This is a genomic window from Chryseobacterium sp. 22543, assembly GCF_052044565.1.
Lineage (GTDB): Bacteria > Bacteroidota > Bacteroidia > Flavobacteriales > Weeksellaceae > Chryseobacterium.
Genome location: NZ_JBQENH010000002.1, coordinates 1,000,632 through 1,022,857 on the forward strand (window position 1 = coordinate 1,000,632; position 22,226 = coordinate 1,022,857).

Genomic DNA, 22,226 nt, shown 5'->3' on the forward strand with positions numbered 1-22,226 from the left:
GCTATTTTTTATCCAGATCCACGGAGTTTAATCTCAATGAATTCAGAATCACAGAGAGGGAACTGATGCTCATTGCAGCAGCTGCAATCATAGGTGATAACAGAATTCCAAAGAATGGATACAATAATCCTGCCGCTACCGGAACTCCCAATACATTATAGATAAATGCAAAGAATAAGTTTTCTTTAATGTTTTTGAGAAGCTTTTCACTTAATAATTTCGCTTTTGCAACACCCAGAATATCTCCTTTTAACAAAGTAATTTCAGCGCTTTCAATGGCTACATCAGTTCCTGTTCCCATGGCGATTCCTACATTAGATTGGGCAAGGGCAGGAGAGTCATTGATTCCGTCTCCGGTCATAGCAACGATCTTACCTTGTTGCTGCAGTCTTTTTACCTCATTCAGCTTATCTTCCGGAAGACAGTTGGCTTTGAAATGTTTGATTCCTAATTCATCGGCAACGGCTTTGGCGGTGTGCTCATTATCTCCGGTCATCATAATTACATCAATTCCTTCGCTCATCAGCTGTTTAACTGCTTTTTTGGAGCTTTCTTTAATTTTATCCGTAAAACTTATGAAGCCAAGTACCTGCTGATCCTGTGCGATATAAGAGATTGTATGTGCCTTTGACTGTACTTGCACGGCTTTTTGTTTTAAACTTTCCGGAATGGCAATATGATGTGAGGTCAACAGATTTTCATTTCCTAAATAGGCTGTTTTACCATTAATATTTCCTTTTACTCCTTTTCCTGAAATGTTTTCAAACTGATCTACTTTTTCAGAAGTTATACTTTCTTCTTTTGCTCTTTTTATGACCGCATTGGAAAGTGGATGTTCTGAGTTTTGATTCAGAGAAAAGGCAAGTTTTAAAATCTGATGCTGATCTCCGGTTACTGTTTCAATATATTCTACAGATGGTTTTCCTTCCGTTAAAGTACCTGTTTTATCGGTGATCAGAACATTTACTTTATTCATTTGTTCAAGAGCTTCAGCATTTTTGATCAGGATTCCGTTTTTGGCACCTTTCCCGATTCCTACCATTAAGGACATAGGAGTTGCCAGTCCCAGGGCACACGGACATGCTACAATTAAAACAGCAACAGCGTTCACAAATGCAAATAAGATTCTTTTTCCTTCCGGGCCAAAAAACTGCCACAGGATAAAGGTAAGTACCGCGATAAGAATGACCACGGGAACAAACACCTTCGAAACTTTATCAGTAAGTTTCTGGATTGGAGCTTTGCTTCTGCTGGCTTCATTGACCATTTTAATGATCTGTGAAAGCAGTGTTTCATCACCTACTTTCTCAGCCTTCATTATGAATACCTGATTACCATTTATCGTTCCCGAAGACACCTTATCATCTATATTTTTTTCAACAGGAACAGGTTCACCCGTGATCATACTTTCGTCTACGATAGAATTTCCCTCGGTGATTTTTCCGTCCACAGGAATTTTTTCACCTGGTTTTACTTTTAATAAATCTCCGATTTTCACCTGAGAAAGTAGTACTTTCTTTTCTTCACCATTTACAATAAGGTTGGCTTCATCTGGTGAAAGATTCATCAGCTCCTTGATGGCATTACCTGTTTTCTTATGAGCGGCAGCTTCCATTAACTGGCCTAAAATAACAAGGGTTAAAATCACACAGACTGCTTCAAAATATAATGGGATTTCATGATTGTGGCCACGAATTTCATGCGGAATAATATCCGGAAATACTAAAGCAACAATACTGAAAATAAATGCGGCAGCTACACCCAGCGCAATAAGGCTGAACATATTGAGATTCCATGTTTTAAAAGAAACCCAGCCTCTTTTCAGAAGAAACCATCCGGAATAAAACATCACCGGAAGAGTTAAAGCAAGTTCAATAAATCCCTGAATCTGATGAGAAAAAGGAAAATTGATAAACATTCCACCCATTGATAGAATGAAAACAGGAATGGTAAATGCCAATGAAGTAATAAACTTTCTCTTTAATATATTATAGGTTTCATCCTCTTCATCATCGCCGCTGTCCGGCATTCTTACGAGATCCATTCCACAGATCGGACAGTCTCCCGGTTCGTCACGAACGATTTCCGGGTGCATAGGGCATGTGTATTTTGCGGTTTTCTTTTCCGGATACTTTACCAGATCCATACCGCAAACGGGACATCCTACGTTGGAATCATAGGTTTTATCACCTTCACAATACATAGGACAGTAATATCTGCCAGCCATTTCATCAGTTACTTTGGGAGCATCATGGTTATGACTGTGGTGATCATGATGATGAGCGTGGGAGTGAGAATGATGCTGGTATGAACCTCCTTTTTGAATAAGCTCTTCTGTGATCGGTTCTAAATGCATATGGCAGACAGGACAGTCTCCTTTTTCATCGTACACTTTATCACCTTCACAAAACATAGGGCAATAGTATTTTCCGATACTGTCTTTAAAGTTTCCGGGAAGGTTGGTTGCGGAAAAAGTTGGCTTATGATTGGGATCTTTGGCCAGTTTTTCTTCAATAGGTACCAGGTACATTTTGCAGACAGGGCATCTTTCGCCTTGTTTGAAATATACTTTATCTCCTTCGCACTCCATTGGACAATAGTATACAGAAGACGGTGATACCCGGTCCTGAGGTTTTATAAAGGCTTTCTCTGGATTATTCGGATCTTCAAGTCTGTATTTTCCTATTTCTGCCAAAGCATCGTTTAAAACTGAAAGTTTTATTTCATGATCAGAGATAATTGTTGCGGTATTGTTTTCCAGATTGACATCGGCTTGAACACCTTCAACACTGTTCAGTTGATTTGAAATCTTTTTCTGGCAGCCGGAACAGGTCATTCCGAGTATTTTATACTGTTGTTCCATGATTCTTAAATTTATACTACAAATTTCCAAAATGGAATGCTAAGGTTGTTATAAATTTAAGGATAATAGTTATAAAATTAGGTTGGAGGAATAGGAGTGTTGCAAGGGGAGAGCATTTGTAAATGAAATAGAAATATATAACTCCTTCACCCAAATACTCTCGAATGTTCTTACTTATAGATTATCAAGTGCTTTGCGGTTGTGCTCTTTAAGCTTTTTGAATTCAGTGGGGGTGAATCCGGTTATATTCCGGAATTGGGATGAAAGGTGCTGAACGCTTTTATAGCCAAGCTTTCCGGCAATTTCAGTAAGGTTGAATTCATTATAGAGAAGAAGCTCTTTTACCTTTTCAATTTTCTGAAGAATAAAGAATTGTTCTAAGGTGATATTTTCGTTTTGTGAAAATGTTTTTGAAAGTGCACTGTAGTCCTTATGAAGTTTTGAACTTAAAAATTCTGAAAGCAGAAAGTCTTCAGCAATATCAAGGTCGCTGATCTTTATAATGATCAGGTTTTTGATTTTTTCAATAATCTGATGTGAAGAATCCATAATTCTTTCAAAACCAGTATTAAGCAGTTCTTTTTCTATGGCCTGCATTTTTTCAGGAGAAACTTCAGTTTCTGTTTCTGCTTCACCTAATAAGACGACGCTTGTTTTTACATCTGCATTACGGAAGATGGTTTCTACTGCCGCAATGCACCTGTTGCAGACCATATTTTTTATGAAAATTTTCATAGACTGCTGTTTAACCTGTCTTTTACGAATTCAATCTGGGTTTTGCCATGAGCAGAAGGATTGCCTTCCGCATCCAGGTTTACCATTACGATTTTTTCTACAGTAATAATGGTTTGGTGAGTCATCTTATTTCGTACATCACATCTTAAAGTAACAGAGGAGGAACCGAAATGAGTTGCCTCAATTCCTATTTCTATAATGTCACCCTGCTTAGCAGAACTTACGAAATTAATTTCTGAGATAAATTTGGTTACCACTTTTGTGTTTTCCAACTGGATAATGGCATATAATGCTGCCTCTTCATCGATCCATTGAAGGAGTCTTCCTCCGAAAAGAGAGTGATTAGGATTTAAGTCTTCAGGTTTTACCCATTTTCTGGTATGGTAGTTCATATCTTTTAATAATTTGTAGCACAAATTTAGTGTTAAAAGCTGATGTTTTCAAAAGAATAGCATTTATTGATCTGAAAATAATGATTCATTTTCTCAATCATTTTCTTTTGGAGCGCATGGCTTTTGTTTTTGTGGCAGAAGTGTCATTCAGGAAATCCTGATATTCTTTACTTTCTATAGGGAACAGGGCAACTTTCTTATCTTTATTATGATGGATTCCGAATCCATATCTTTTAACTAAAGGAGAAGATCAAAGGCAGGCCTGGCCTGGGAAACAGGGCAGGCTTCGGCTGTTTCAATAAAGGTGTTCATATAATTAGTAGTGTATTGTTTCATTTTCTGACATTTAATTGATGTTTTTATTGAATCCAGCTAGTAAGAGATCTTATGAATATAATTCTATCTTGTGGATTATCAAAGTTATAGATGTCTAATATTTTTTTATTTAAAAAAAATTAACTAATTTTATAATAATGAATTTACAAATATAATCACTTGTAAATCAACATGTTTTATTATTGTTTGGTTGTTTTTAACTTTTGAGATTCAACATAATGTGAGAAATATGTAAAAAAAGCTTTGATTTGAAATTTTTAATTGTATCTTGCATACGTTTATATTTGGAATCAATATTTGTTCATTAATTTATGTTGTTTTTCTTTTATATACCAAATTTTTATTAATTTTTTAATTTATTTAAAATGAACATTTTTGTTTCAAACATCAATTACGCAACTAAAGAGTATGAGTTGCACGATCTATTCGCAGAATTTGGTGATGTATCATCAGCTAAAATCGTTACAGACAGAGAAACTGGTCGTTCTAGAGGTTTCGGTTTCGTAGAGATGGGTGATGAAGAAGGACAGCAGGCTATTGAAGCTCTTAATCAAAAAGAATTCAACGGAAAAGCTCTAAACGTATCTGAGGCTAAGCCTAGAGAAGAAAAACCAAGAAGAAGCTTCGACAACAACCGTGGCGGAGGTTATGGTGGTGGTAACAACAACCGTGGCGGAGGCTATGGTGGTGGTAACAACAACCGTGGCGGAGGCGGCGGAAATCGTTGGTAAAAAATATGAAGCGGCTTAAAGCCGCTTTTTTTATGTAATTTAATTTCCAGTAAATCATTTGATTAGAGTTTGTATTGAAATATTGAGGTGTTTTGGCATAATTTTAGAAAATTATCAATCAATCAAAAAGTAATTATAATGAAAAAACATTTATTAGCATTAATGATGGTGTTTGGTGGATTATTAATCAATGCACAAAACATTTATACGGGTCAGAGCCTAGAGCAAAACAGAAAGTATTGGGCAAGTAACAACCGATATTATCTGATTTTTCAGAATGATGGCAACCTTGTTTTATACAATAGAGCTGGTGCCTCAATGTGGGATGCCAAAACAAATAATAAGGGAGTAAGAGCAGTTTTTCAGGAGGATGGAAACTTAGTAGTTTATACTCCGGGAAACGGAGTGGCTTTCAGTTCTAATACCAATGGCAGAAGAGCAGAAAGGTTAACTGTTCAGGATGACGGTAATCTTGTGATTTATAATGGTTCAAATCCTTTATGGGCGTCAAAAAGCGATTTAAAAAATGGCGGAAGAAATAATGGCTTCGGTCGCGGAAATGGTAATGTAAATACAGGACACAGATTCCGCAAAGGTGAAAAAGTATTTTCTCCTAATGGCAACTATTATTTAGGTTTCCAAAATGATGGAAATCTGGTTTTATCCTATGATAGCGGTGATGTAATCTGGGCAGCCGGAACAGATAACAAAGGGAGCAGAGCTGAATTTCAAACTGATGGAAACCTTGTTGTATATGATTCTTATAATAAACCTGTCTGGAGTTCAAATACTTCCCGCAGAGGAGCGAATAAGCTTTCCGTACAAAATGACGGAAATCTGGTAATCTACGGAGATTATACTCCACTATGGAGTTCCGGAACCAATAGATAAAACATTTTCTATATACAATAAAAAAGACTGTCCCTGTGGCAGTCTTTTTTATGATTTATTATTTTAATCTTATCAGAATATAAACATTCTCATAATAAATGCTGGCCAGCTCATTATCGGAATATTTTTCTTTTGTAATTTCACTGAAAATAAGCTTGACATGGTACTTGCCCAAATCAGATTCCATTGCTATATCAGGAACTTTTACGGTGCCGTTTTTGTTTTTGTTTTCTTCAAATAAATGAATGATTTTCGGCCCAAAATCTACCTCTTCTTTAGAATTTAATCTCAGTCTCAATGAGGATTTATCAGTCAGCTGATCTATAAGTTCAAACTGGTCTTCATTCAGTTTCTGCGGGTCGCTGCTGTAACGATGGAAAGAAAGTAAATACTGATAGTTTTCGATTCCTATAATTTGTTTTTCAGGAACAAGAACGATTCTGTTCAGTTCGTAAGGTCTATTTTTAACGGTGATATTTACATCCGAAAATTTATTTTGAATAGTATAATTGATGCTGTAAAATGTACCCTTTTCAATATTATCAGATAACTCATTCTGATCTTTTTTATTCAGGAGACTTGATAAAAATTCACCTTGTTTTCTCTCTGCCAGAAATTCAAATTTATCAGCAATTTCATTACGGATTGTATCTGTAACTTTTTTATTAAAATTAATTTTACCGGCACTGATTAACTGATTTTGATTTAAAATATTCATCAGTTCTGTCTTCTGACTTCTCTTGGCAACACTGAAAGCATTAAAGTAAGGGAAGATTAAAGCAAAAGCTCCAAATAAAAATAAGCTGACTGGAATAAACTTTATTGTTGCCTTTCTATTGAAAATAAAGTAAATAACAATGCTGAGCAGCCAAAGTGCAAGAAGGAAAACAAAGTATCTCGGTTCTGTATAGCCATACTCCAGAATTCTTGTGAAAATAGCCGTGAAAAGCAAGATGATCAAAGGAACAATAGTATAGTAAAATGCCTTTGAAAATATCTTAACCCATGATTTTGCATTTTCCTCTTTTAATGGATGTACCAGAAGCAATGCCAGAGTTCCAACAATGCTGTAGGCTAAAACAAGATAAGAAACCCAGCCTCTTGGAAGCTGCCAGTTGATAAGGATTTTAAAAGAATAAAAATAAAGAATTGCTACATAAATAAGCAGCAGCGGGATTAAGATAAACTGAGTGAAAAACTTTAAAACAACAGGATATGTTCCGTCTTTTTCAAGATTATTTAGCCCTTTATCACTGAATAAAAGAAAAATGAAACAGCTCCCGAAAATAGCCAGAACAAAAAATGTATCTGTATAAATTCTGTGATGAAAATGAAAATCAAAAAGTTTATCAACAGCTAAAATGGCCAATTCAACTCCGCCGGTCAAAACGCCTGTGAATACAACAGTAAGGAAGAAATTGACAAAAAGATTTTTGTTATACTGCCAGAATCTGAGCTCTCTGTCTTTTTGAAGAAACGGAATAAAAGAAACTAATAAGTGGGAGAGAAGAGCCGTAATTGCAATGATATAAGCATAAACTTCGGTGAAATTATTCTTTTTATCAGGCAGGATACAGTAGAACCCAATAAGAAAAGCAACGCCACATAAGTGTAATAGTAACTCTTTCCCGATTCTCTGTGATACCATTTTCAGGGCAAACATGAGCGAAATACCGAGACAGGCACAAATAGTGAACTTTATATATGTTGTAACTTGTTCAAGCTCTGTTTCAACAATGCAGATGGCACCAACTGCAGCTAATAAAGCCACTGCCAAAACCATTGGATAACGGAAAATGACCTCATTAGCCCGGCTTAATGTTTCTTGGAATTTTGTTTTCATAATTTGGTGTTTTTGAGAGTAAGATTAATCTTTTTTCTTCTTTTTCTTTTTGTCCTTGTCCTTGTCCTTGTCTTTCTCTTTTCCTTTGGTTCTCTTTTCTTTTTTATGACTTAAGATTTCTTCAGCAATTTCAAACTTCGGTTCTTCAACCTTTGCTGGTTTTATTTCGATTTTTAGATCAAAATATCCTTTCATATCTTCCTGGGAGATTAATTTTTGGCTTAATAAAAGCTCCAGGATTTCCTTCCCTGAATTATTAAAGAAGGTATGTGAAAGTTCTTTCAATAGAAATTTTTTATATCCTTCCAAAGGAACAAGCACTGTATATTTGAAAATTCTTCCTTCTTTTACGGTGGATAGATAGCCTTTCTCAACCAATATTTTCAAATAAGTTGAAACCGTATTCTGGTGTGGTTTAGGTTCCGGATGCTGTTCCATAACTTCCTTCAGATAGAAAGATTCCATTTTCCAAAACAGCTTCATAAAGTTTTCTTCTGCGGCAGTAAGATGATTTATTTTCATAGAGAATTCTAATGTTGAAATTGAATATTGCAATAAAGATAGATAAAAGATACCATAAAAGCTATTCCAGCTCCCATAAATACTTCTTTTACGGTATGTCTTTTTAAAATAACGCGGGTAATCCCGACCAAAGCGGCAATTCCCAGCCATAACAGACCCATTTTCCAGTTGAGGCTAAAAAATAATGCTGCTACAAATATATTGAATGCGGTATGCATCGAGCTTTTGATGAAAAGATTGCTGATCTGTAACGCAAAAAGAAGAATTAAAATAAACAGCATGACAAGATCAACAGATCCGTTTCTGATGTAATGGAAAAGAAGATAAGCAACCACACAGACTACTATAAATATATACAGTGTTTTTCTTTGAACCCGGTTGGATACATCCATATTGGTATATCTTCCTGTTTTCACATTCCATACCAGCCAAATGACAACCGGAATAATAATCATTGCTAATATGGGAATGAAGTACATCATAGAATCTTTAAGAGTGTATTCCCTGATACTCATATATATGAAAAAAATGATCAGAGAGACCAGAGGATTGAAAAAATCGGAGATGACTTTTGAAATTTTGTGTAATAATGAAGACTGCTTTTCTTCCATAATCAAATTTAAAAACCAAATATACCAATATAACCTCAAAAACCAAACGAAAAAGCAGAGGGGTGAAAGGTGCTGGATTATCTGAAAACGACTCAATGTCAGTTGCTTTTGATAAATAAGTTTTTTTTCAGCTTTTTTAAATTAATATTAAATTTTGCCGAAAATGTATACCTTTAGCTAACCAGTTTTAATCTTATATCATGAAACATTTATTCACATTCTTCCTGATAATTGCAGGTTGTTTTACTTTTGGACAAAAGCTTTCTCAGGAAAATACTTCTGCACTGCCAGCTCCTGTGCATCAGTTAAGAATTTATGAAGTTCCCAAAGAGAATAAGCAGGTTTTTCTGGACCGCTTCAGGGATCATGCACTCAGGATAATGAAGAAATATGGTTTTACTATTGTATCGATCTGGGAATCGGAATTCAGGGAAAAAACAGAATTTGTTTACCTGCTTGAGTGGAAAGATGAATATACAATGAAAACAGCGTGGGAAGGATTTATGGCAGATAAAGAATGGAAGGAGATTAAAGCGAGAACAGCAAAACAATATGGTAATTTCGTTAATGAAATTGAAGACAGAACCCTGAAACTTACAGATTTTTCCCCGGAAAAGAAGCTCTTGAAATAACCAAAAGATATATTAACAATAATTAAAGAGGAAAGAAACAGGGGCGCAAAAAGTAACAAATCCTGATATCTCCGAATTATGTATTGTTTCAGAAAAACCATATGGATAGGCTGATTCCTTATATATCATGGTAAGAATGTAATGGATAAAGCGCCACCTCATCAGTCTTTCAAGGGGTCGAAAATTAAGAATAATCCATTCGGCCTGCAAATAGATTTTACAGAAAAAACGAAAAGTTATCTATGTATAGAATAAAAACAAAGTTTTTTTCATAATTTTGCTCAACTATTTCATCATAAAAAAGCAAGAGCTAACACATGAAAGAATTTTCTAAAGAGGTATACCTGAAGTGGTATGAAGATATGACAATGTGGAGAAGGTTTGAAGACAAATGCCGTTCTCTTTACCTAAAACAAAAGATCAGAGGATTTTTACATTTGTATAACGGTCAGGAGGCTATTCCTGCAGGATTCACGCATGCCATGGATCTGACAAAGGATAGTATGATTACTGCTTACAGATGTCACATCCATCCAATGGCGATGGGAGTAGATCCCAAAAGAATCATGGCTGAACTTTGCGGTAAAGCTACAGGTACATCCGGAGGTATGGGTGGATCTATGCACATTTTCAGTAAAGAACACCGTTTTTACGGAGGACACGGTATCGTTGGAGGACAAATTCCTTTGGGGGCAGGGATTGCTTTTGCAGATAAATATTTCGACAGAAAAGCAGTGAATATCTGTTTCTTCGGAGATGGAGCTGCAAGACAAGGTTCTTTACATGAGACATTCAATATGGCGATGAATTGGAAACTTCCTGTAGTATTTGTGGTAGAAAACAACCAATATGCAATGGGAACTTCTGTAAAAAGAACAGCCAACCACGAAGATATCTATAAACTAGGATTAGGATACGAAATGCCTTGTCTTGCTGTAGATGCAATGGATCCTGAAAAAGTAGCTGAAGCTGCTTATGAGGCTATTGAAAGAGCAAGAAGAGGAGATGGACCTACATTCATTGAAGCAAGAACATACCGTTACAGAGGACACTCTATGTCTGATGCTGAGCCATACAGATCTAAAGAAGAAGTGGCTATTCATAAAAACGATGACCCAATTGAGCTTGTAAAACATAGAATTTTAGAAAACGGATGGGCTACGGAAGCAGACTTGGAAGCGATGGATAATAAATCAAGAGACTTCGTTGAGGAGTGTATTGAATTTATGGAAAATTCTCCATATCCAGAGGCAGAAAAGATCTATGAGTATGTATATGCTCAGGAAAACTATCCATTCCTAGACAAATTAGAAAATTAATAATTAGATAATTTGAGAATTTGAAAATGAATTAGATTTTTTAATTCTCTCATCATCACATTAACAAATTATCATATTAGAAAATTATGGCAGAAGTAATTACGATGCCCCGCCTATCCGACACTATGACGGAAGGTAAAGTGGCAAAATGGCATAAAAAAGTAGGAGATAAAGTAAAAGAAGGAGATATTTTAGCGGAAATTGAAACCGATAAAGCTGTTCAGGATTTTGAATCTGAAATAGAAGGTACCCTTTTATACGTAGGCGTAGAAGAAGGAGGCGCTGCTGCTGTAGACTCTGTTTTGGCTATTATCGGGAATGAAGGAGAAGATATTTCAGGATTGACAGGTGGAGCTGCTGCTCCTGCTGCAGGAACTGAAGAAAAAAAATCAGAAGAACAGCCTAAAGCAGAAACTGCTGCCCCTGTTGCTGCGGAAGTTCCGGCTGGAGTAGAAGTTATTACAATGCCAAGACTTTCTGATACAATGACAGAAGGTAAAGTAGCTAAATGGCACAAAAATGTAGGAGATACAGTAAAAGAAGGTGATCTTCTTGCTGAGATCGAAACAGATAAAGCAGTACAGGATTTCGAATCTGAATTCAATGGCGTATTATTGAAGCAGGGTGTAGAAGAAGGAGGTGCTGCTCCGGTTGATTCTGTATTAGCAATCATTGGTCCTGCAGGAACAGATGTTTCTGCTGTAGGAGCTCCAAAAGCTGAAGCTGCATCAACTGAAAAACCGGCTGAACAGAAAGCAGAAGTTAAAACAGAAGAAAAAGCGGCTCCTGCTGCAGACTCTTCATCTTCTGACAGAGTAGCAATCTCTCCACTGGCTAAGAAAATGGCTCAGGATAAAGGGGTTGATATCCACAGTGTTCAGGGATCTGGTGAAAACGGAAGAATCGTTAAAAAAGATATCGAAAACTATCAGCCAGCTGCAAAACCAGCTGCTTTAGCTCCAACAGCAAGTGCTGCTCCGGTTGCAGTAAGCTTTGTACAGGGTGAAGATACAGAGACTCCAAACTCTCAGGTAAGAAATATTATTGCAAAACGTCTTTCTGAAAGTAAATTCTCTGCTCCTCATTACTATCTGATGGTTGAGATCAACATGGATAAAGCTATTGAAGCAAGAAAAGAAATCAATTCTTTACCTGATACTAAAATCTCTTTCAATGATATGATCATTAAAGCAACTGCAATTGCTTTAAGAAAACACCCTCAGGTAAATTCAAGCTGGGCAGGTGATAAGATCATCCATAGAGGAAATATCAATATTGGTGTAGCAGTAGCTATTCCTGACGGATTGGTAGTGCCTGTATTGAAAAATACAGATCAGATGACATATACACAGATTTCTGCATCCGTAAAAGATATGGCTTCAAGAGCTAAGAGCAAAGGTCTTAAGGCTAACGAAATGGAAGGATCTACATTCTCTATTTCCAACTTAGGAATGTTCGGAATCGAAACCTTTACAAGTATCATCAATCAGCCAAACTCTGCCATCCTTTCAGTAGGAGCAATTATAGAGAAACCAATCGTAAAAGATGGTCAGATCGTAGTTGGAAACACAATGAAACTTTCATTGGCATGTGACCACAGAGTTGTAGATGGTGCTACAGGTGCTCAATTCTTACAGACATTAAGAACATATTTAGAAAGTCCATTAACATTGTTACTGTAATTTTCTGAAATGAAAATATTGAAACCTCCCAGCTTGGGAGGTTTTTTGTTTTGGCTACATTAAAATGCAGATTCTTAATAAACTTATAGGAGGGAAATAAACTCTGAAAAAGAGAAAATACTTTTTTACATACGTTTTATAGCCAAAACATGAAGAAAATAATTAAAAAAATTAATAGAAAAGACCTATATAAATGGATGAAGAAAATCTAATCGTAATAAAAGTAAAATAAAATACAAACCGCTTCAAAAAGCGGTTTTTTATTTGAAGGCAATTCACTATTTTTGAATCATGATTAAAGCAAGAAATATCCATAAATCTTATGGGAATTTAGAAGTACTGAAAGGAGTTGATATCCATATCAAAATGGGTGAGGTAGTTTCTATTGTTGGAGAATCAGGAGCAGGTAAATCTACGTTACTGCAGATTTTAGGAACGCTGGATCATCCGAGTCAATCCAACAAATATGATACTGAAATTGAAATAGCAGGAGAATCATTTATTAATATGAATGATAAACAGCTTTCAAAGTTCAGAAACCAGAATATCGGTTTTGTATTTCAGTTTCATCAGCTTCTTCCTGAGTTTACAGCGCTGGAAAATGTATTGCTTCCGACAAAAATTGCCGGAGCCAATGAAAAAGAAGCACTTGAAAAAGCTTATGCTTTATTTGAAGATTTAAAAATAGAACAGAGACTACAGCATAAACCCAATCAGCTTTCAGGTGGAGAGGCGCAAAGGGTAGCTGTAGCAAGAGCTTTAATCAACTCACCGAAAATCATTTTTGCAGATGAACCTACAGGTAACCTGGATTCTAAAAATGCGGATGATCTTCACAGATTGTTTTTTGATCTTAGAGACAAATACAACCAAACTTTTGTAATTGTAACCCATAACCCGAATCTTGCAGAAATTACAGACCGCAAGCTCGTTATGAAAGACGGAATGATCATAGAATAGAAGTATACAATAGCAGATGATGAAACACCTTATTTTTCTTTTTATAATTTTAATTTCCTGTTCAAAAGCTGAATCCCAGCAGTTGAATTCACTGCATGTGCCTCAGGCAAGGATTTCGGAAATTAAAAACTATATTAAAGGGAAAGAGTATAATCAGGAATTGGCTGTTTTTATCAACTTTAAGATACCTTCCGGGAAATACCGTTATTTCATTTATAATCTGAAAAATAATACAATTGTACAACAAGCCGTTGTATCCCATGGTTCAGGTTCAGTCATTCCACGGTCTGATGCTTTAAAATTCAGTAATATTGAAGGTTCCTATCAGTCGTCTTTGGGAAAATATGTCATTGGAGAAAGCTATGTAGGAAAGTTTGGTAAAGCTTACCGGTTAAAAGGGCTTGATTCTACGAACAGCAATGCAATGCAGAGGGCAATTGTCCTTCATTCCTACGGATGCATTCCGGATGTGGAATCTCAGACTCCGGCATGTTTAAGCTTAGGATGTCCGATGCTTTCGGTGAATGCTCTGAAAGAAACAGCAATATATGTTGATCAGTCGACTAAACCGATGATCCTGTATGCATTTTATTAATTCATAATCTTTTTTTTCATGGCTATAAAATTTCTTGCAGAAGATGACAGACCCAGAGAAAAGTTTTTGCAGAAAGGCAAAAGCTCACTTTCTGATTCTGAGCTGCTGGCTATTATTATGGGAAGTGGAAATAGAGAAGAAGATGCTCTGGAACTATCACGGAAAATTTTAGCCTCTGTTAATAACAGCTGGCATCAGTTGAGCTTACTTTCTGCTAAAGATCTGATGAAATTCAAAGGGATTGGAGTCACAAAAGCGATTTCAATTATTTCAGCTTTAGAAATCGGAAAAAGAAGAACGGTACAGGAAATTCCTGAAAAAGCAGTAATTGGTAACAGTAATGATGCTTATCTTATTCTTCAAAACCAGCTTTCTGATTTAAGAACAGAAGAGTTCTGGGCTATTTTCCTTAACAACAGCAACAAAGTGATTCATGTTTCCCAACTGACTCAGGGAGGAATAAGCCAATCTATTGTAGATGTAAGAATTCTGTACAAAACAGCACTGGATCATTTTTCAACGGGTATTATCATTGCCCACAACCATCCTTCCGGAAGTTTAAAACCAAGCCGGGAAGATATCAGTATTACACAAAAAATAAAAGAAGCAGGAAATACTTTAAGTATCCAGCTTTTAGACCATATTATTGTCACGCAGGATTCCTATTTTAGTTTCTCGGACTCAGGATTATTATGATTAGAAGATTGAAATACCATGAAATTAATTTTGTAAAATATGCTCAATGTTTAGAAAATTCCGAACAAAGAAAATATTCTGCTACAAAAGATTTTTTAGATATAACTTCTACAATGCCATGGGAAATTCTCGTTTATAAGGATTATGAGGCTGTGATGCCTGTCCCTTTTGTAAGAAAATATGGGATGAAAATTGTTCATAATCCGAAACTTTGCCAGCAGCTTGGTGTTTTTTCTGTTAAAGATAATCTTGAACTTAATGAGGCTTTTTTAGAATATCTGGAAAAAAATTACATGATCAGGGCCTATCCGTTCAATGATGTAAACCAGCTTCGAACGAAGATCAGAATCAAGAAGAACTTTTTATTATATCCCAATGCTTATGAGAAAGTACGTGCCAATTATTCTCCCAAAAGAAAAAGAAAACTTCGTTTAGATGAAGAAGTTTTAAAAGAATCAGAAGTTAAAACCATTTCTTTTAACAAAGCAAAGACTTTTATAGAAGCCCACACGATAGGGTTGAGTAAAGACGGTGATTTGTGTGAATTCATGAGGATTTTTGAGAGTTTTCATAAGTTGGATTACCTGAAGTTCACAGCTTTTTATTATCAAAACAAGATTATCAACGTAATAGCTACTTACAGAGACTGTAACATGGTGGCACTTTTGGGTAATTTTAATGATAAAGATTACGTCAAATTATCTGGAGCTTCAGTATTGATTGATACTCTTATTAAAGATAATATCGAAACTCATATTTTTGACTTTGAAGGGGGAGAGCTACCCAATATTGAAGAATTTTTCAGAGGTTTTCGCCCGGAATTAAGACCTTACGGAATTATCGAAAATTCAAAAAAGAACCTCTTTAAAAAATTAGGGTATCTTATCATGAGAGGGAAGTCATTTTTATGATGAAAAGCATTGTTTAGATTGGTTCTAATTAAGTAATATTCCGTAACTTTATAAAATCCTTAGTAAAACACTTATGTTACAACAGATTCGTCAGTACAAATTATCATATATGCTTTATAACTTGTTTAAAAAGAATAAATTAAAGCATAATATTCCATTGTATAAGAAATACGGAATCAATAAGAATTATTTTTCAAGTATTTCGAGTAAAGATTTTGCTCATCTTCCTGCAAGCGATAGAAAGGTAAATTATGCAAAACTTACAGAAACTCCCTTTTTTAAGAAGTTATCGGAAGAAAATAAAGAAAGTGTTCTTCAGTATGATGATAATGGCTACCTGATTTTGAGAAATTTCCTGACTCCGGAAACGGCTGATCAAATCAATACTGAAATTGATAAGCTGATGGAAGATGGTACACTGAAGTTTATTTACGGGGGAAAACTGATGTTTGCCATTCATCATTCAGAAATTATTAAAAACATTGGAAGTGATAAGGAATTATTAGACTTTTTATCTGTTTTACTGGACGGAAAATCTAAACTTTTCCAAAGTATCAATTTCATCAACGGAAGCCAGCAAAAAACACATTCAGATAGTATTCACATGACGACTTACCCTTTGGGAGGATTACTTGGAGTCTGGATTGCATTGGAAGATGTGGATGAAACGAATGGTGCTCTTCATTACATTCCTAAGAGCCATAAATTACCTTATTTCCTGAATTCTGATTATGATAATGAGGGTACAGCCCTGAAAATCGGTAAGAAAAGTTACAGAGCTTATGAAACATTTCTTGAAGATAAAGTAAAAGAGCTGGGATTGAAAAAAGAAGTCTTTAAAGCAAAAAAAGGGGATCTATTGATCTGGCATGCCAATATTCTCCATGGCGGTGAGCCTCATACGGATAAAAACAGAACTAGAAAAAGCCTTGTATATCACTTCTTTGATGAAAATAGCGTTTGTTATCATGAAGTGACTCAAAGGCCGGCATTGTTTGAATTGTAATCCTTTATTATAAAAGCTTTTTATAAGAATAGAAGTTGATAGTTTTTTTACATTTGTATACTTATAATATCAACGTATGAAAAAAAGGGAGAATATTCTTGTTTTTATATTTTCAATCTATGTATGCATCATGTCATACTACCTATATGCCAACCATTATTACAATACTGATATGGAAGCTTATATGGGATTGATTTATAAAACGGAATATCCCGAAATGAAAATTGAAGAGATTCATCAGAAAGTATATGATGAATTGCAGGAAAAGAATCCTGATTTTGCGGGATTAGGACCTGTAGATCCAATGGTGAAAGAAGTAGCGAAAGGTGAAAGTAGCTATTACAAAATATTGTCACAAAATCCTAAAGCCTATGAAGAAGAATTGCAGCTTTTTGTAGTGAAACCTTTTTATAATTTCATCAATTGGGCATTCTTTAAATTAGGTTTTAGTGCATCTGCTTCCAATTCTTTAATTTCAGCTATTTCTTACGCCCTGATTCTTATTTTGATTTTCGGTTTTTTGATAAAAATTCTGAAAAATTATAGTCTTGCTTTTATCATCACGATTTTAATTTCCCTGTTCAAACCTCTTCAGGAATCAGGCAGGCATGTCTCTGCAGATTCTTTATCATGTCTGTTGCTTCTCTTGAGCTTCTATGTATTTTTAGTAAGAAAAAATTTTTTTCTTGCGGGAATCTTTGCTATGCTGTGTATTCTTACAAGACCGGAATATTTTATTTTTTATTCTTTTCTGTATGGCATTATTTATCTTTATAGAAACAGGCTGCAGGTGAAAACAGGTCCATTATTGATATCATATGGATATCTGTTTCTTTCCTTCTTTTTAATACAGGCTTTTAATCAGGTTTCATGGTCTACACTCTTTATGAATCAGTTTACTAAAGTTCAGATTTACCCTGTTTCACAACCCGATCCGTTTTCTTTTTCAGATTATATTCATTTTATTAAAAGTAAAATAATGCTGGAGTTCAACGCTTCGTATTTTCCGGTTCTTTTGATTTTTATAATCATTATTCTGGCTAATAATTTTTCACTTTATAATAAAAAAAGACAGGCTCAGGTCTTATTTTTTGTAATTATTTATGGAACTGTCATCATGAGATTCCTGGTTTTTCCGTCCTTGGTAAACAGGATGATGTCGGGCTTTTACCTTATAATTATATTAGCATTAGTTTATATACAAAATTCTAAAGTGGATATCTTTAAAAACTCTTTAGAAGACGGAAAATAATTAGTAATTTTGCAGTCTAAAATTATGACGAGTCTTTCAGGATATCTACCGTATGCATTTGCATTGATTATTGCAATTCCTTTTTTGGTTTTGCTTAGACAATTTGTACATTCGTACATTACTCTTAAAAACCAGGAAATCAAACTACTCACCGTGAAATCTAATTCAGAGAACAAAGCACATTCTTACGAAAGAATGACCTTGTTTCTGGACAGAATGAAGCCGTCAAACCTTATCCATAGATTTGATAGAGAATTAGCGGTTCATGAATTTATTTTCCTTACCGAAAAAACAATCAATGAAGAATTTGAATATAACTCCTCACAGCAGTTATACATCACAAAAAATTCATGGAAGAATATTGTAGACTCTAAAAATGCGATCATAGAATTGCTTCACAAAACCTATGACGGATTGAAAGGGGAGGTTCAACTGGATGAATTCAAAACGATTTTCATCATGAACTACATGGAAGGCAACGATTATATTGTGGAAACAATAGAAGACTTAAGAAAAGAAATCTTAATAATAACTTAAAAAATAACAGATAAATAATGATTCCAAATTTTAAAGCACATCCATGGCACGGAATTTCTGCGGGAGAAGATGCGCCAAATGTTGTAAACGTATTTGTGGAAATTGTTCCTTCAGATACTATTAAATATGAAGTAGATAAAGAAACAGGATACTTAAAAGTAGACAGACCACAGAAATTTTCTAACATCATTCCTGCTTTATATGGTTTTGTTCCAAGAACATACTGTGATAAGGAAGTAATGAGACTTGCTGTAGAAGCAGGAGCTACGGATGTTACAATGGGAGATCATGACCCTCTTGATATTTGTGTTTTAAGTTCTCACAACATCCATGCTGGAGGTTTATTGATGGAAGCTATTCCAATCGGAGGTTTTAAAATGATCGACGGAGGTGAAGCTGATGATAAAATCGTTGCAGTAATGATCAATGACCATGCTTTCGGACACTTCAGAGATATTTCTGAATTACCAGAAGCAGAGGTAAAAAGATTAATGCACTACTTCCTAACGTATAAAAACCTGCCGGATGAGCCTGCTAAATGTAGAATTCAGGAGGTTTATGGAGCTGAGCATGCTAGAAAAGTGATTAAAGCTTCTCAAACAGACTATGCAGATAAATTCGGAGGATAAGATTCTCTTTATTCATAAAATAAAAAAGGGTAGACAGGTTTCTGTTTACTCTTTTTTATTGAGTAAAAGTCATTGCGAACAGACTGTGAAGCAATCTCAAACTCTGAAAAACCTTTGAATAATTTAAAGGTTTTTTTATGCATAAAATGTGTCTGAAAGCCTTATTCAGTACTGTTTCTTCATCAATTTCTACCACGATAAGTTCGGTGTCATATTTTTATCCTTTTTGATGGTAAGCATCATACTGTTAAAGTTTTTAGTGCTTTGATGGTAATTATTTATTATATTTAATTTTCTATTACCAAAAAATATTAAACTATGGATCTATTTGTGTTAGTGCCAATTTTTGGTGTCGTCGCTTTGCTTTATACATTTCTTCAGAGCAACTGGGTAAATAAACAGAATGCAGGAAATGAAAAAATGAAAATAATCAGCGGCCATATTGCAGACGGTGCAATGGCTTTTCTAAAGGCTGAATATAAAATCTTAATGTACTTCGTGGTGGTAGTCGCCATTTTACTTGCCGTAATGGGATCAAGTAATGCCAACTCGCATTGGAGTATCGGTATTGCCTTTGCAGTAGGAGCTGTATTTTCCGCATTAGCAGGTTTTATCGGGATGAAAATTGCTACCAAAGCCAATGTCAGGACAGCAGAAGCGGCAAGAACTTCACTGTCGAAAGCGCTTAAAGTATCTTTTACAGGAGGTTCTGTTATGGGAATGGGAGTTGCCGGACTTGCTGTTTTGGGCTTAGGAGGATTATTCCTGATCATCAAACAGATTTTTGCACCCGATGCCACAGTAGATTCTCATGAAATGGAAAAGACCATTGAAATTCTCACAGGGTTTTCTCTAGGTGCAGAATCCATAGCACTTTTTGCAAGAGTAGGAGGCGGTATTTATACAAAAGCGGCAGACGTAGGTGCTGACCTTGTAGGGAAAGTAGAAGCCGGAATCCCTGAAGATGATCCCCGAAACCCTGCAACGATTGCAGATAACGTAGGAGATAACGTAGGTGATGTAGCAGGAATGGGAGCCGACCTTTTCGGGTCTTATGTTGCAACAGTTCTGGCAACCATGGTGTTAGGTAGAGAAACTATTTCCGATGATGCCTTCGGTGGTTTTGCTCCAATCCTTTTACCGATGCTGATTGCAGGAACCGGAATTATATTTTCTATGATCGGAACTTTATTTGTGAAAATTAATGATAATGAAGGCTCATCCACTTCCAGTGTACAGAATGCTTTAAACCTTGGAAACTGGGGAAGTATTGTTATTACAGCTATATCATCTTACTTTCTGGTAACTTATATCCTACCTGAAAAAATGGTTCTAAGAGGCCATGAGTTTACTAAAATGGGGGTATTTGGTGCCATCATGGTAGGATTGGTTGTAGGAACTTTAATGAGCATCATAACAGAATACTATACCGCAATGGGTAAAAGACCGGTTTCCAGTATTGTGAGACAGTCTTCTACAGGACACGCAACTAACATTATCGGAGGTTTATCCGTGGGTATGGAATCTACTTTACTTCCGATTATCGTGTTGGCAGGCGGAATCTATGGATCTTATCTGTGTGCCGGGCTTTATGGTGTTGCCATTGCAGCAGCAGGAATGATGGCTACTACAGCTATGCAGCTGGCAATTGATGCCTTTGGACCTATTGCTGATAATGCCGGTGGTATTGCCGAAATGAGTGAACTTCCCAAAGAGGTGCGTGAAAAAACAGATATCCTGGATGCGGTAGGAAATACAACTGCAGCTACCGGAAAAGGATTTGCTATTGCTTCAGCAGCTTTGACAGCATTAGCATTATTTGCAGCTTTTGTTGGAATTGCAGGAATTGACGGAATTGATATTTACAGAGCAGATGTTTTGGCTGGTTTATTTATTGGTGGAATGATTCCGTTTATCTTTTCATCATTGGCAATCACTGCAGTTGGGCAGGCTGCCATGGCGATGGTGGAAGAAGTAAGAAGACAGTTTCGTGAAATTCCGGGAATTTTAGAAGGAAAGGCACAACCTGAATATGAAAAATGTGTTGCTATCTCTACAGATGCCTCCATCAGAAAAATGATGCTGCCTGGTGCTATAGCAATCATTTCCCCACTCTTAATGGGATTTATTTTCGGTCCTGAAGTATTGGGAGGATTTTTGGCTGGTGCCACGGTATGTGGTGTTTTGATGGGAATGTTCCAGAATAACGCAGGAGGTGCCTGGGATAATGCTAAAAAATCATTTGAAAAAGGGGTGGATATTAATGGACAGACCTATTACAAAGGTTCAGAGCCACATAAAGCATCTGTAACAGGAGATACGGTTGGAGATCCTTTTAAAGATACTTCCGGCCCATCCATGAATATTCTGATCAAGTTAATGTCAATTGTTTCTTTGGTTATTGCACCTACTTTAGCTGTTTTGCATAAAGATAAAATTGAAGCCAACAGAAAAGCAAAAATTGAAAGCCTTACCGGAGTATCTGCTGCTACAACGGCTGGTCATGCAGATCTTACAACAGTTCCGGTTTCCCCTGGTGGAGTTCAGGGACATCTTAATGAAAGTGGCGACTTTGTGTATGAAACAGGAAATGTTCAGAAAATAAAATTGGATGGAGGAAAAACGATTGCCATAGGAGATGGAAGCCAGCTTTATCAGCTTTATAATGTGGTGAAACAGAAAGATAAATCTGCTTTAGACCCTAATAAATGGTACACCATTGAAAACCTTTATTTTGAAACAGGTTCCAGTGACCTGAAGGCAGGCTATGAACTCCAGCTGAATACTTTAGCTGAAATCTTAAATGCATATCCTGATCTGAAAATAAAATTAGGCGGATATACAGATAACAGTGGTAATGAAGATAGTAATCTTAAATTATCAAATCTGAGGGCACAAACAGCAAAACTTAAATTACTCGAGCTGGGTGTTTCTGCAGACAGAGTAGAAGCTGAAGGATATGGTTCACAGCATCCGGTATGTGAAGCCAATGACACTGATGAGTGTAAAGCAAAAAACAGAAGAATTGATGTAAGAGTTCTGGCTCTTTAAAATCATTAAAATATAATGGAAGCACTGCCTTG

At 35.8% G+C, this 22,226-nt stretch carries 21 protein-coding genes; 14 read left to right on the forward strand and 7 right to left on the reverse strand.

The features are described from left to right. Position 1: 1 nt before the first annotated feature. From ACTJIP_RS10325 to ACTJIP_RS10340, 4 genes are all read right to left on the reverse strand, one after another. Positions 2-2,863 (reverse strand): heavy metal translocating P-type ATPase, encoded by a 2,862-nt coding sequence (locus tag ACTJIP_RS10325; RefSeq protein WP_440704526.1) that lies wholly within the window; start codon positions 2,861-2,863, stop codon positions 2-4. A 174-nt stretch (positions 2,864-3,037) separates the two neighbouring features. After that, positions 3,038-3,598, reverse strand: coding sequence for a helix-turn-helix domain-containing protein (locus ACTJIP_RS10330; RefSeq protein WP_180563513.1), 561 nt, complete (start codon positions 3,596-3,598; stop codon positions 3,038-3,040). After that, positions 3,595-3,990, reverse strand: coding sequence for an acyl-CoA thioesterase (locus ACTJIP_RS10335; protein WP_077414396.1), 396 nt, complete (start codon positions 3,988-3,990; stop codon positions 3,595-3,597). The genes ACTJIP_RS10330 and ACTJIP_RS10335 overlap by 4 nt, the downstream gene beginning before the upstream one ends. A gap of 97 nt (positions 3,991-4,087) precedes the next feature. Then, entirely contained in the window at positions 4,088-4,207 is a 120-nt protein-coding gene (locus ACTJIP_RS10340; RefSeq protein WP_317169713.1) for a DUF6157 family protein, read from the reverse strand. Between the two features lie 484 nt (positions 4,208-4,691). On the opposite strand from ACTJIP_RS10340, the gene ACTJIP_RS10345 reads away from it, so the two are divergent. Continuing rightward, a complete protein-coding gene (locus tag ACTJIP_RS10345) occupies positions 4,692-5,057 on the forward strand; it encodes an RNA recognition motif domain-containing protein (RefSeq protein ID WP_047384580.1) in 366 nt (121 codons plus the stop codon). Between the two features lie 138 nt (positions 5,058-5,195). After that, complete coding sequence (locus ACTJIP_RS10350; RefSeq protein ID WP_219072580.1) at positions 5,196-5,948, forward strand: hypothetical protein; 753 nt, start codon at positions 5,196-5,198, stop codon at positions 5,946-5,948. Between the two features lie 58 nt (positions 5,949-6,006). On the opposite strand, the gene ACTJIP_RS10355 is transcribed toward ACTJIP_RS10350, so the two are convergent. The 3 genes from ACTJIP_RS10355 to ACTJIP_RS10365 are packed head-to-tail and all read right to left on the reverse strand — an operon-like array spanning position 6,007 to position 8,924. Then, positions 6,007-7,791 (reverse strand): DUF4153 domain-containing protein, encoded by a 1,785-nt coding sequence (locus ACTJIP_RS10355; protein ID WP_440704527.1) that lies wholly within the window; start codon positions 7,789-7,791, stop codon positions 6,007-6,009. Positions 7,792-7,815: 24 nt separating this feature from the next. Continuing rightward, on the reverse strand, positions 7,816-8,313 hold the full coding sequence (locus ACTJIP_RS10360) for a BlaI/MecI/CopY family transcriptional regulator (RefSeq protein ID WP_440704528.1): 498 nt from the start codon (positions 8,311-8,313) through the stop codon (positions 7,816-7,818). 8 nt (positions 8,314-8,321) lie between these two features. After that, entirely contained in the window at positions 8,322-8,924 is a 603-nt protein-coding gene (locus ACTJIP_RS10365; RefSeq protein WP_440704529.1) for a phosphatase PAP2 family protein, read from the reverse strand. 200 nt (positions 8,925-9,124) lie between these two features. Between ACTJIP_RS10365 and ACTJIP_RS10370 the strand changes: the two genes are divergently transcribed. The 12 genes from ACTJIP_RS10370 (at position 9,125) to ACTJIP_RS10425 (ending at position 22,194) form a co-directional block, all read left to right on the forward strand. Continuing rightward, positions 9,125-9,556, forward strand: coding sequence for an NIPSNAP family protein (locus tag ACTJIP_RS10370; RefSeq protein ID WP_077414387.1), 432 nt, complete (start codon positions 9,125-9,127; stop codon positions 9,554-9,556). Positions 9,557-9,873: 317 nt separating this feature from the next. Continuing rightward, complete coding sequence (gene pdhA, locus ACTJIP_RS10375; protein ID WP_047384590.1) at positions 9,874-10,875, forward strand: pyruvate dehydrogenase (acetyl-transferring) E1 component subunit alpha; 1,002 nt, start codon at positions 9,874-9,876, stop codon at positions 10,873-10,875. A gap of 86 nt (positions 10,876-10,961) precedes the next feature. Beyond that, positions 10,962-12,557: a 2-oxo acid dehydrogenase subunit E2 gene (locus tag ACTJIP_RS10380; protein ID WP_077414385.1), complete on the forward strand. Its 1,596-nt coding sequence runs from the start codon at positions 10,962-10,964 to the stop codon at positions 12,555-12,557. Between the two features lie 291 nt (positions 12,558-12,848). Continuing rightward, positions 12,849-13,517 carry an ABC transporter ATP-binding protein gene (locus ACTJIP_RS10385; protein WP_047384594.1) on the forward strand — a complete coding sequence of 223 codons (669 nt, stop codon included), beginning with the start codon at positions 12,849-12,851 and terminating at the stop codon, positions 13,515-13,517. Between the two features lie 16 nt (positions 13,518-13,533). After that, a complete protein-coding gene (locus ACTJIP_RS10390) occupies positions 13,534-14,112 on the forward strand; it encodes a murein L,D-transpeptidase catalytic domain-containing protein (RefSeq protein WP_219072583.1) in 579 nt (192 codons plus the stop codon). Positions 14,113-14,130: 18 nt separating this feature from the next. Beyond that, positions 14,131-14,808, forward strand: coding sequence for a RadC family protein (gene radC / locus ACTJIP_RS10395; protein ID WP_077414381.1), 678 nt, complete (start codon positions 14,131-14,133; stop codon positions 14,806-14,808). Further along, on the forward strand, positions 14,805-15,719 hold the full coding sequence (locus ACTJIP_RS10400) for a hypothetical protein (protein ID WP_077414379.1): 915 nt from the start codon (positions 14,805-14,807) through the stop codon (positions 15,717-15,719). The genes radC and ACTJIP_RS10400 overlap by 4 nt, the downstream gene beginning before the upstream one ends. 73 nt (positions 15,720-15,792) lie before the next feature. Then, positions 15,793-16,725: a phytanoyl-CoA dioxygenase family protein gene (locus tag ACTJIP_RS10405; protein ID WP_077414377.1), complete on the forward strand. Its 933-nt coding sequence runs from the start codon at positions 15,793-15,795 to the stop codon at positions 16,723-16,725. 76 nt (positions 16,726-16,801) lie between these two features. Then, complete coding sequence (locus ACTJIP_RS10410; RefSeq protein WP_077414375.1) at positions 16,802-17,977, forward strand: hypothetical protein; 1,176 nt, start codon at positions 16,802-16,804, stop codon at positions 17,975-17,977. A gap of 24 nt (positions 17,978-18,001) precedes the next feature. Continuing rightward, positions 18,002-18,514, forward strand: a complete 513-nt coding sequence (locus tag ACTJIP_RS10415; RefSeq protein WP_077414373.1) for a hypothetical protein — start codon at positions 18,002-18,004, stop codon at positions 18,512-18,514. A gap of 17 nt (positions 18,515-18,531) precedes the next feature. After that, entirely contained in the window at positions 18,532-19,143 is a 612-nt protein-coding gene (locus ACTJIP_RS10420) for an inorganic pyrophosphatase (protein ID WP_077414371.1), read from the forward strand. A 318-nt stretch (positions 19,144-19,461) separates the two neighbouring features. After that, on the forward strand, positions 19,462-22,194 hold the full coding sequence (locus ACTJIP_RS10425; protein WP_440704530.1) for a sodium-translocating pyrophosphatase: 2,733 nt from the start codon (positions 19,462-19,464) through the stop codon (positions 22,192-22,194). Positions 22,195-22,226 lie beyond the last annotated feature (32 nt).

Bases quoted from the DNA above. Each gene is read 5' to 3' on its own strand.
- ACTJIP_RS10325 (WP_440704526.1), bottom strand. From the start codon at position 2,863: ATGGAACAACAGTATAAAATACTCGGAATGACCTGTTCCGGCTGCCAG.
- ACTJIP_RS10330 (WP_180563513.1), bottom strand. From the start codon at position 3,598: ATGAAAATTTTCATAAAAAATATGGTCTGCAACAGGTGCATTGCGGCA.
- ACTJIP_RS10335 (WP_077414396.1), bottom strand. From the start codon at position 3,990: ATGAACTACCATACCAGAAAATGGGTAAAACCTGAAGACTTAAATCCT.
- ACTJIP_RS10345 (WP_047384580.1), top strand. From the start codon at position 4,692: ATGAACATTTTTGTTTCAAACATCAATTACGCAACTAAAGAGTATGAG.
- ACTJIP_RS10350 (WP_219072580.1), top strand. From the start codon at position 5,196: ATGAAAAAACATTTATTAGCATTAATGATGGTGTTTGGTGGATTATTA.
- ACTJIP_RS10355 (WP_440704527.1), bottom strand. From the start codon at position 7,791: ATGAAAACAAAATTCCAAGAAACATTAAGCCGGGCTAATGAGGTCATT.
- ACTJIP_RS10360 (WP_440704528.1), bottom strand. From the start codon at position 8,313: ATGAAAATAAATCATCTTACTGCCGCAGAAGAAAACTTTATGAAGCTG.
- ACTJIP_RS10365 (WP_440704529.1), bottom strand. From the start codon at position 8,924: ATGGAAGAAAAGCAGTCTTCATTATTACACAAAATTTCAAAAGTCATC.
- ACTJIP_RS10370 (WP_077414387.1), top strand. From the start codon at position 9,125: ATGAAACATTTATTCACATTCTTCCTGATAATTGCAGGTTGTTTTACT.
- pdhA (WP_047384590.1), top strand. From the start codon at position 9,874: ATGAAAGAATTTTCTAAAGAGGTATACCTGAAGTGGTATGAAGATATG.
- ACTJIP_RS10380 (WP_077414385.1), top strand. From the start codon at position 10,962: ATGGCAGAAGTAATTACGATGCCCCGCCTATCCGACACTATGACGGAA.
- ACTJIP_RS10385 (WP_047384594.1), top strand. From the start codon at position 12,849: ATGATTAAAGCAAGAAATATCCATAAATCTTATGGGAATTTAGAAGTA.
- ACTJIP_RS10390 (WP_219072583.1), top strand. From the start codon at position 13,534: ATGATGAAACACCTTATTTTTCTTTTTATAATTTTAATTTCCTGTTCA.
- radC (WP_077414381.1), top strand. From the start codon at position 14,131: ATGGCTATAAAATTTCTTGCAGAAGATGACAGACCCAGAGAAAAGTTT.
- ACTJIP_RS10400 (WP_077414379.1), top strand. From the start codon at position 14,805: ATGATTAGAAGATTGAAATACCATGAAATTAATTTTGTAAAATATGCT.
- ACTJIP_RS10405 (WP_077414377.1), top strand. From the start codon at position 15,793: ATGTTACAACAGATTCGTCAGTACAAATTATCATATATGCTTTATAAC.
- ACTJIP_RS10410 (WP_077414375.1), top strand. From the start codon at position 16,802: ATGAAAAAAAGGGAGAATATTCTTGTTTTTATATTTTCAATCTATGTA.
- ACTJIP_RS10415 (WP_077414373.1), top strand. From the start codon at position 18,002: ATGACGAGTCTTTCAGGATATCTACCGTATGCATTTGCATTGATTATT.
- ACTJIP_RS10420 (WP_077414371.1), top strand. From the start codon at position 18,532: ATGATTCCAAATTTTAAAGCACATCCATGGCACGGAATTTCTGCGGGA.
- ACTJIP_RS10425 (WP_440704530.1), top strand. From the start codon at position 19,462: ATGGATCTATTTGTGTTAGTGCCAATTTTTGGTGTCGTCGCTTTGCTT.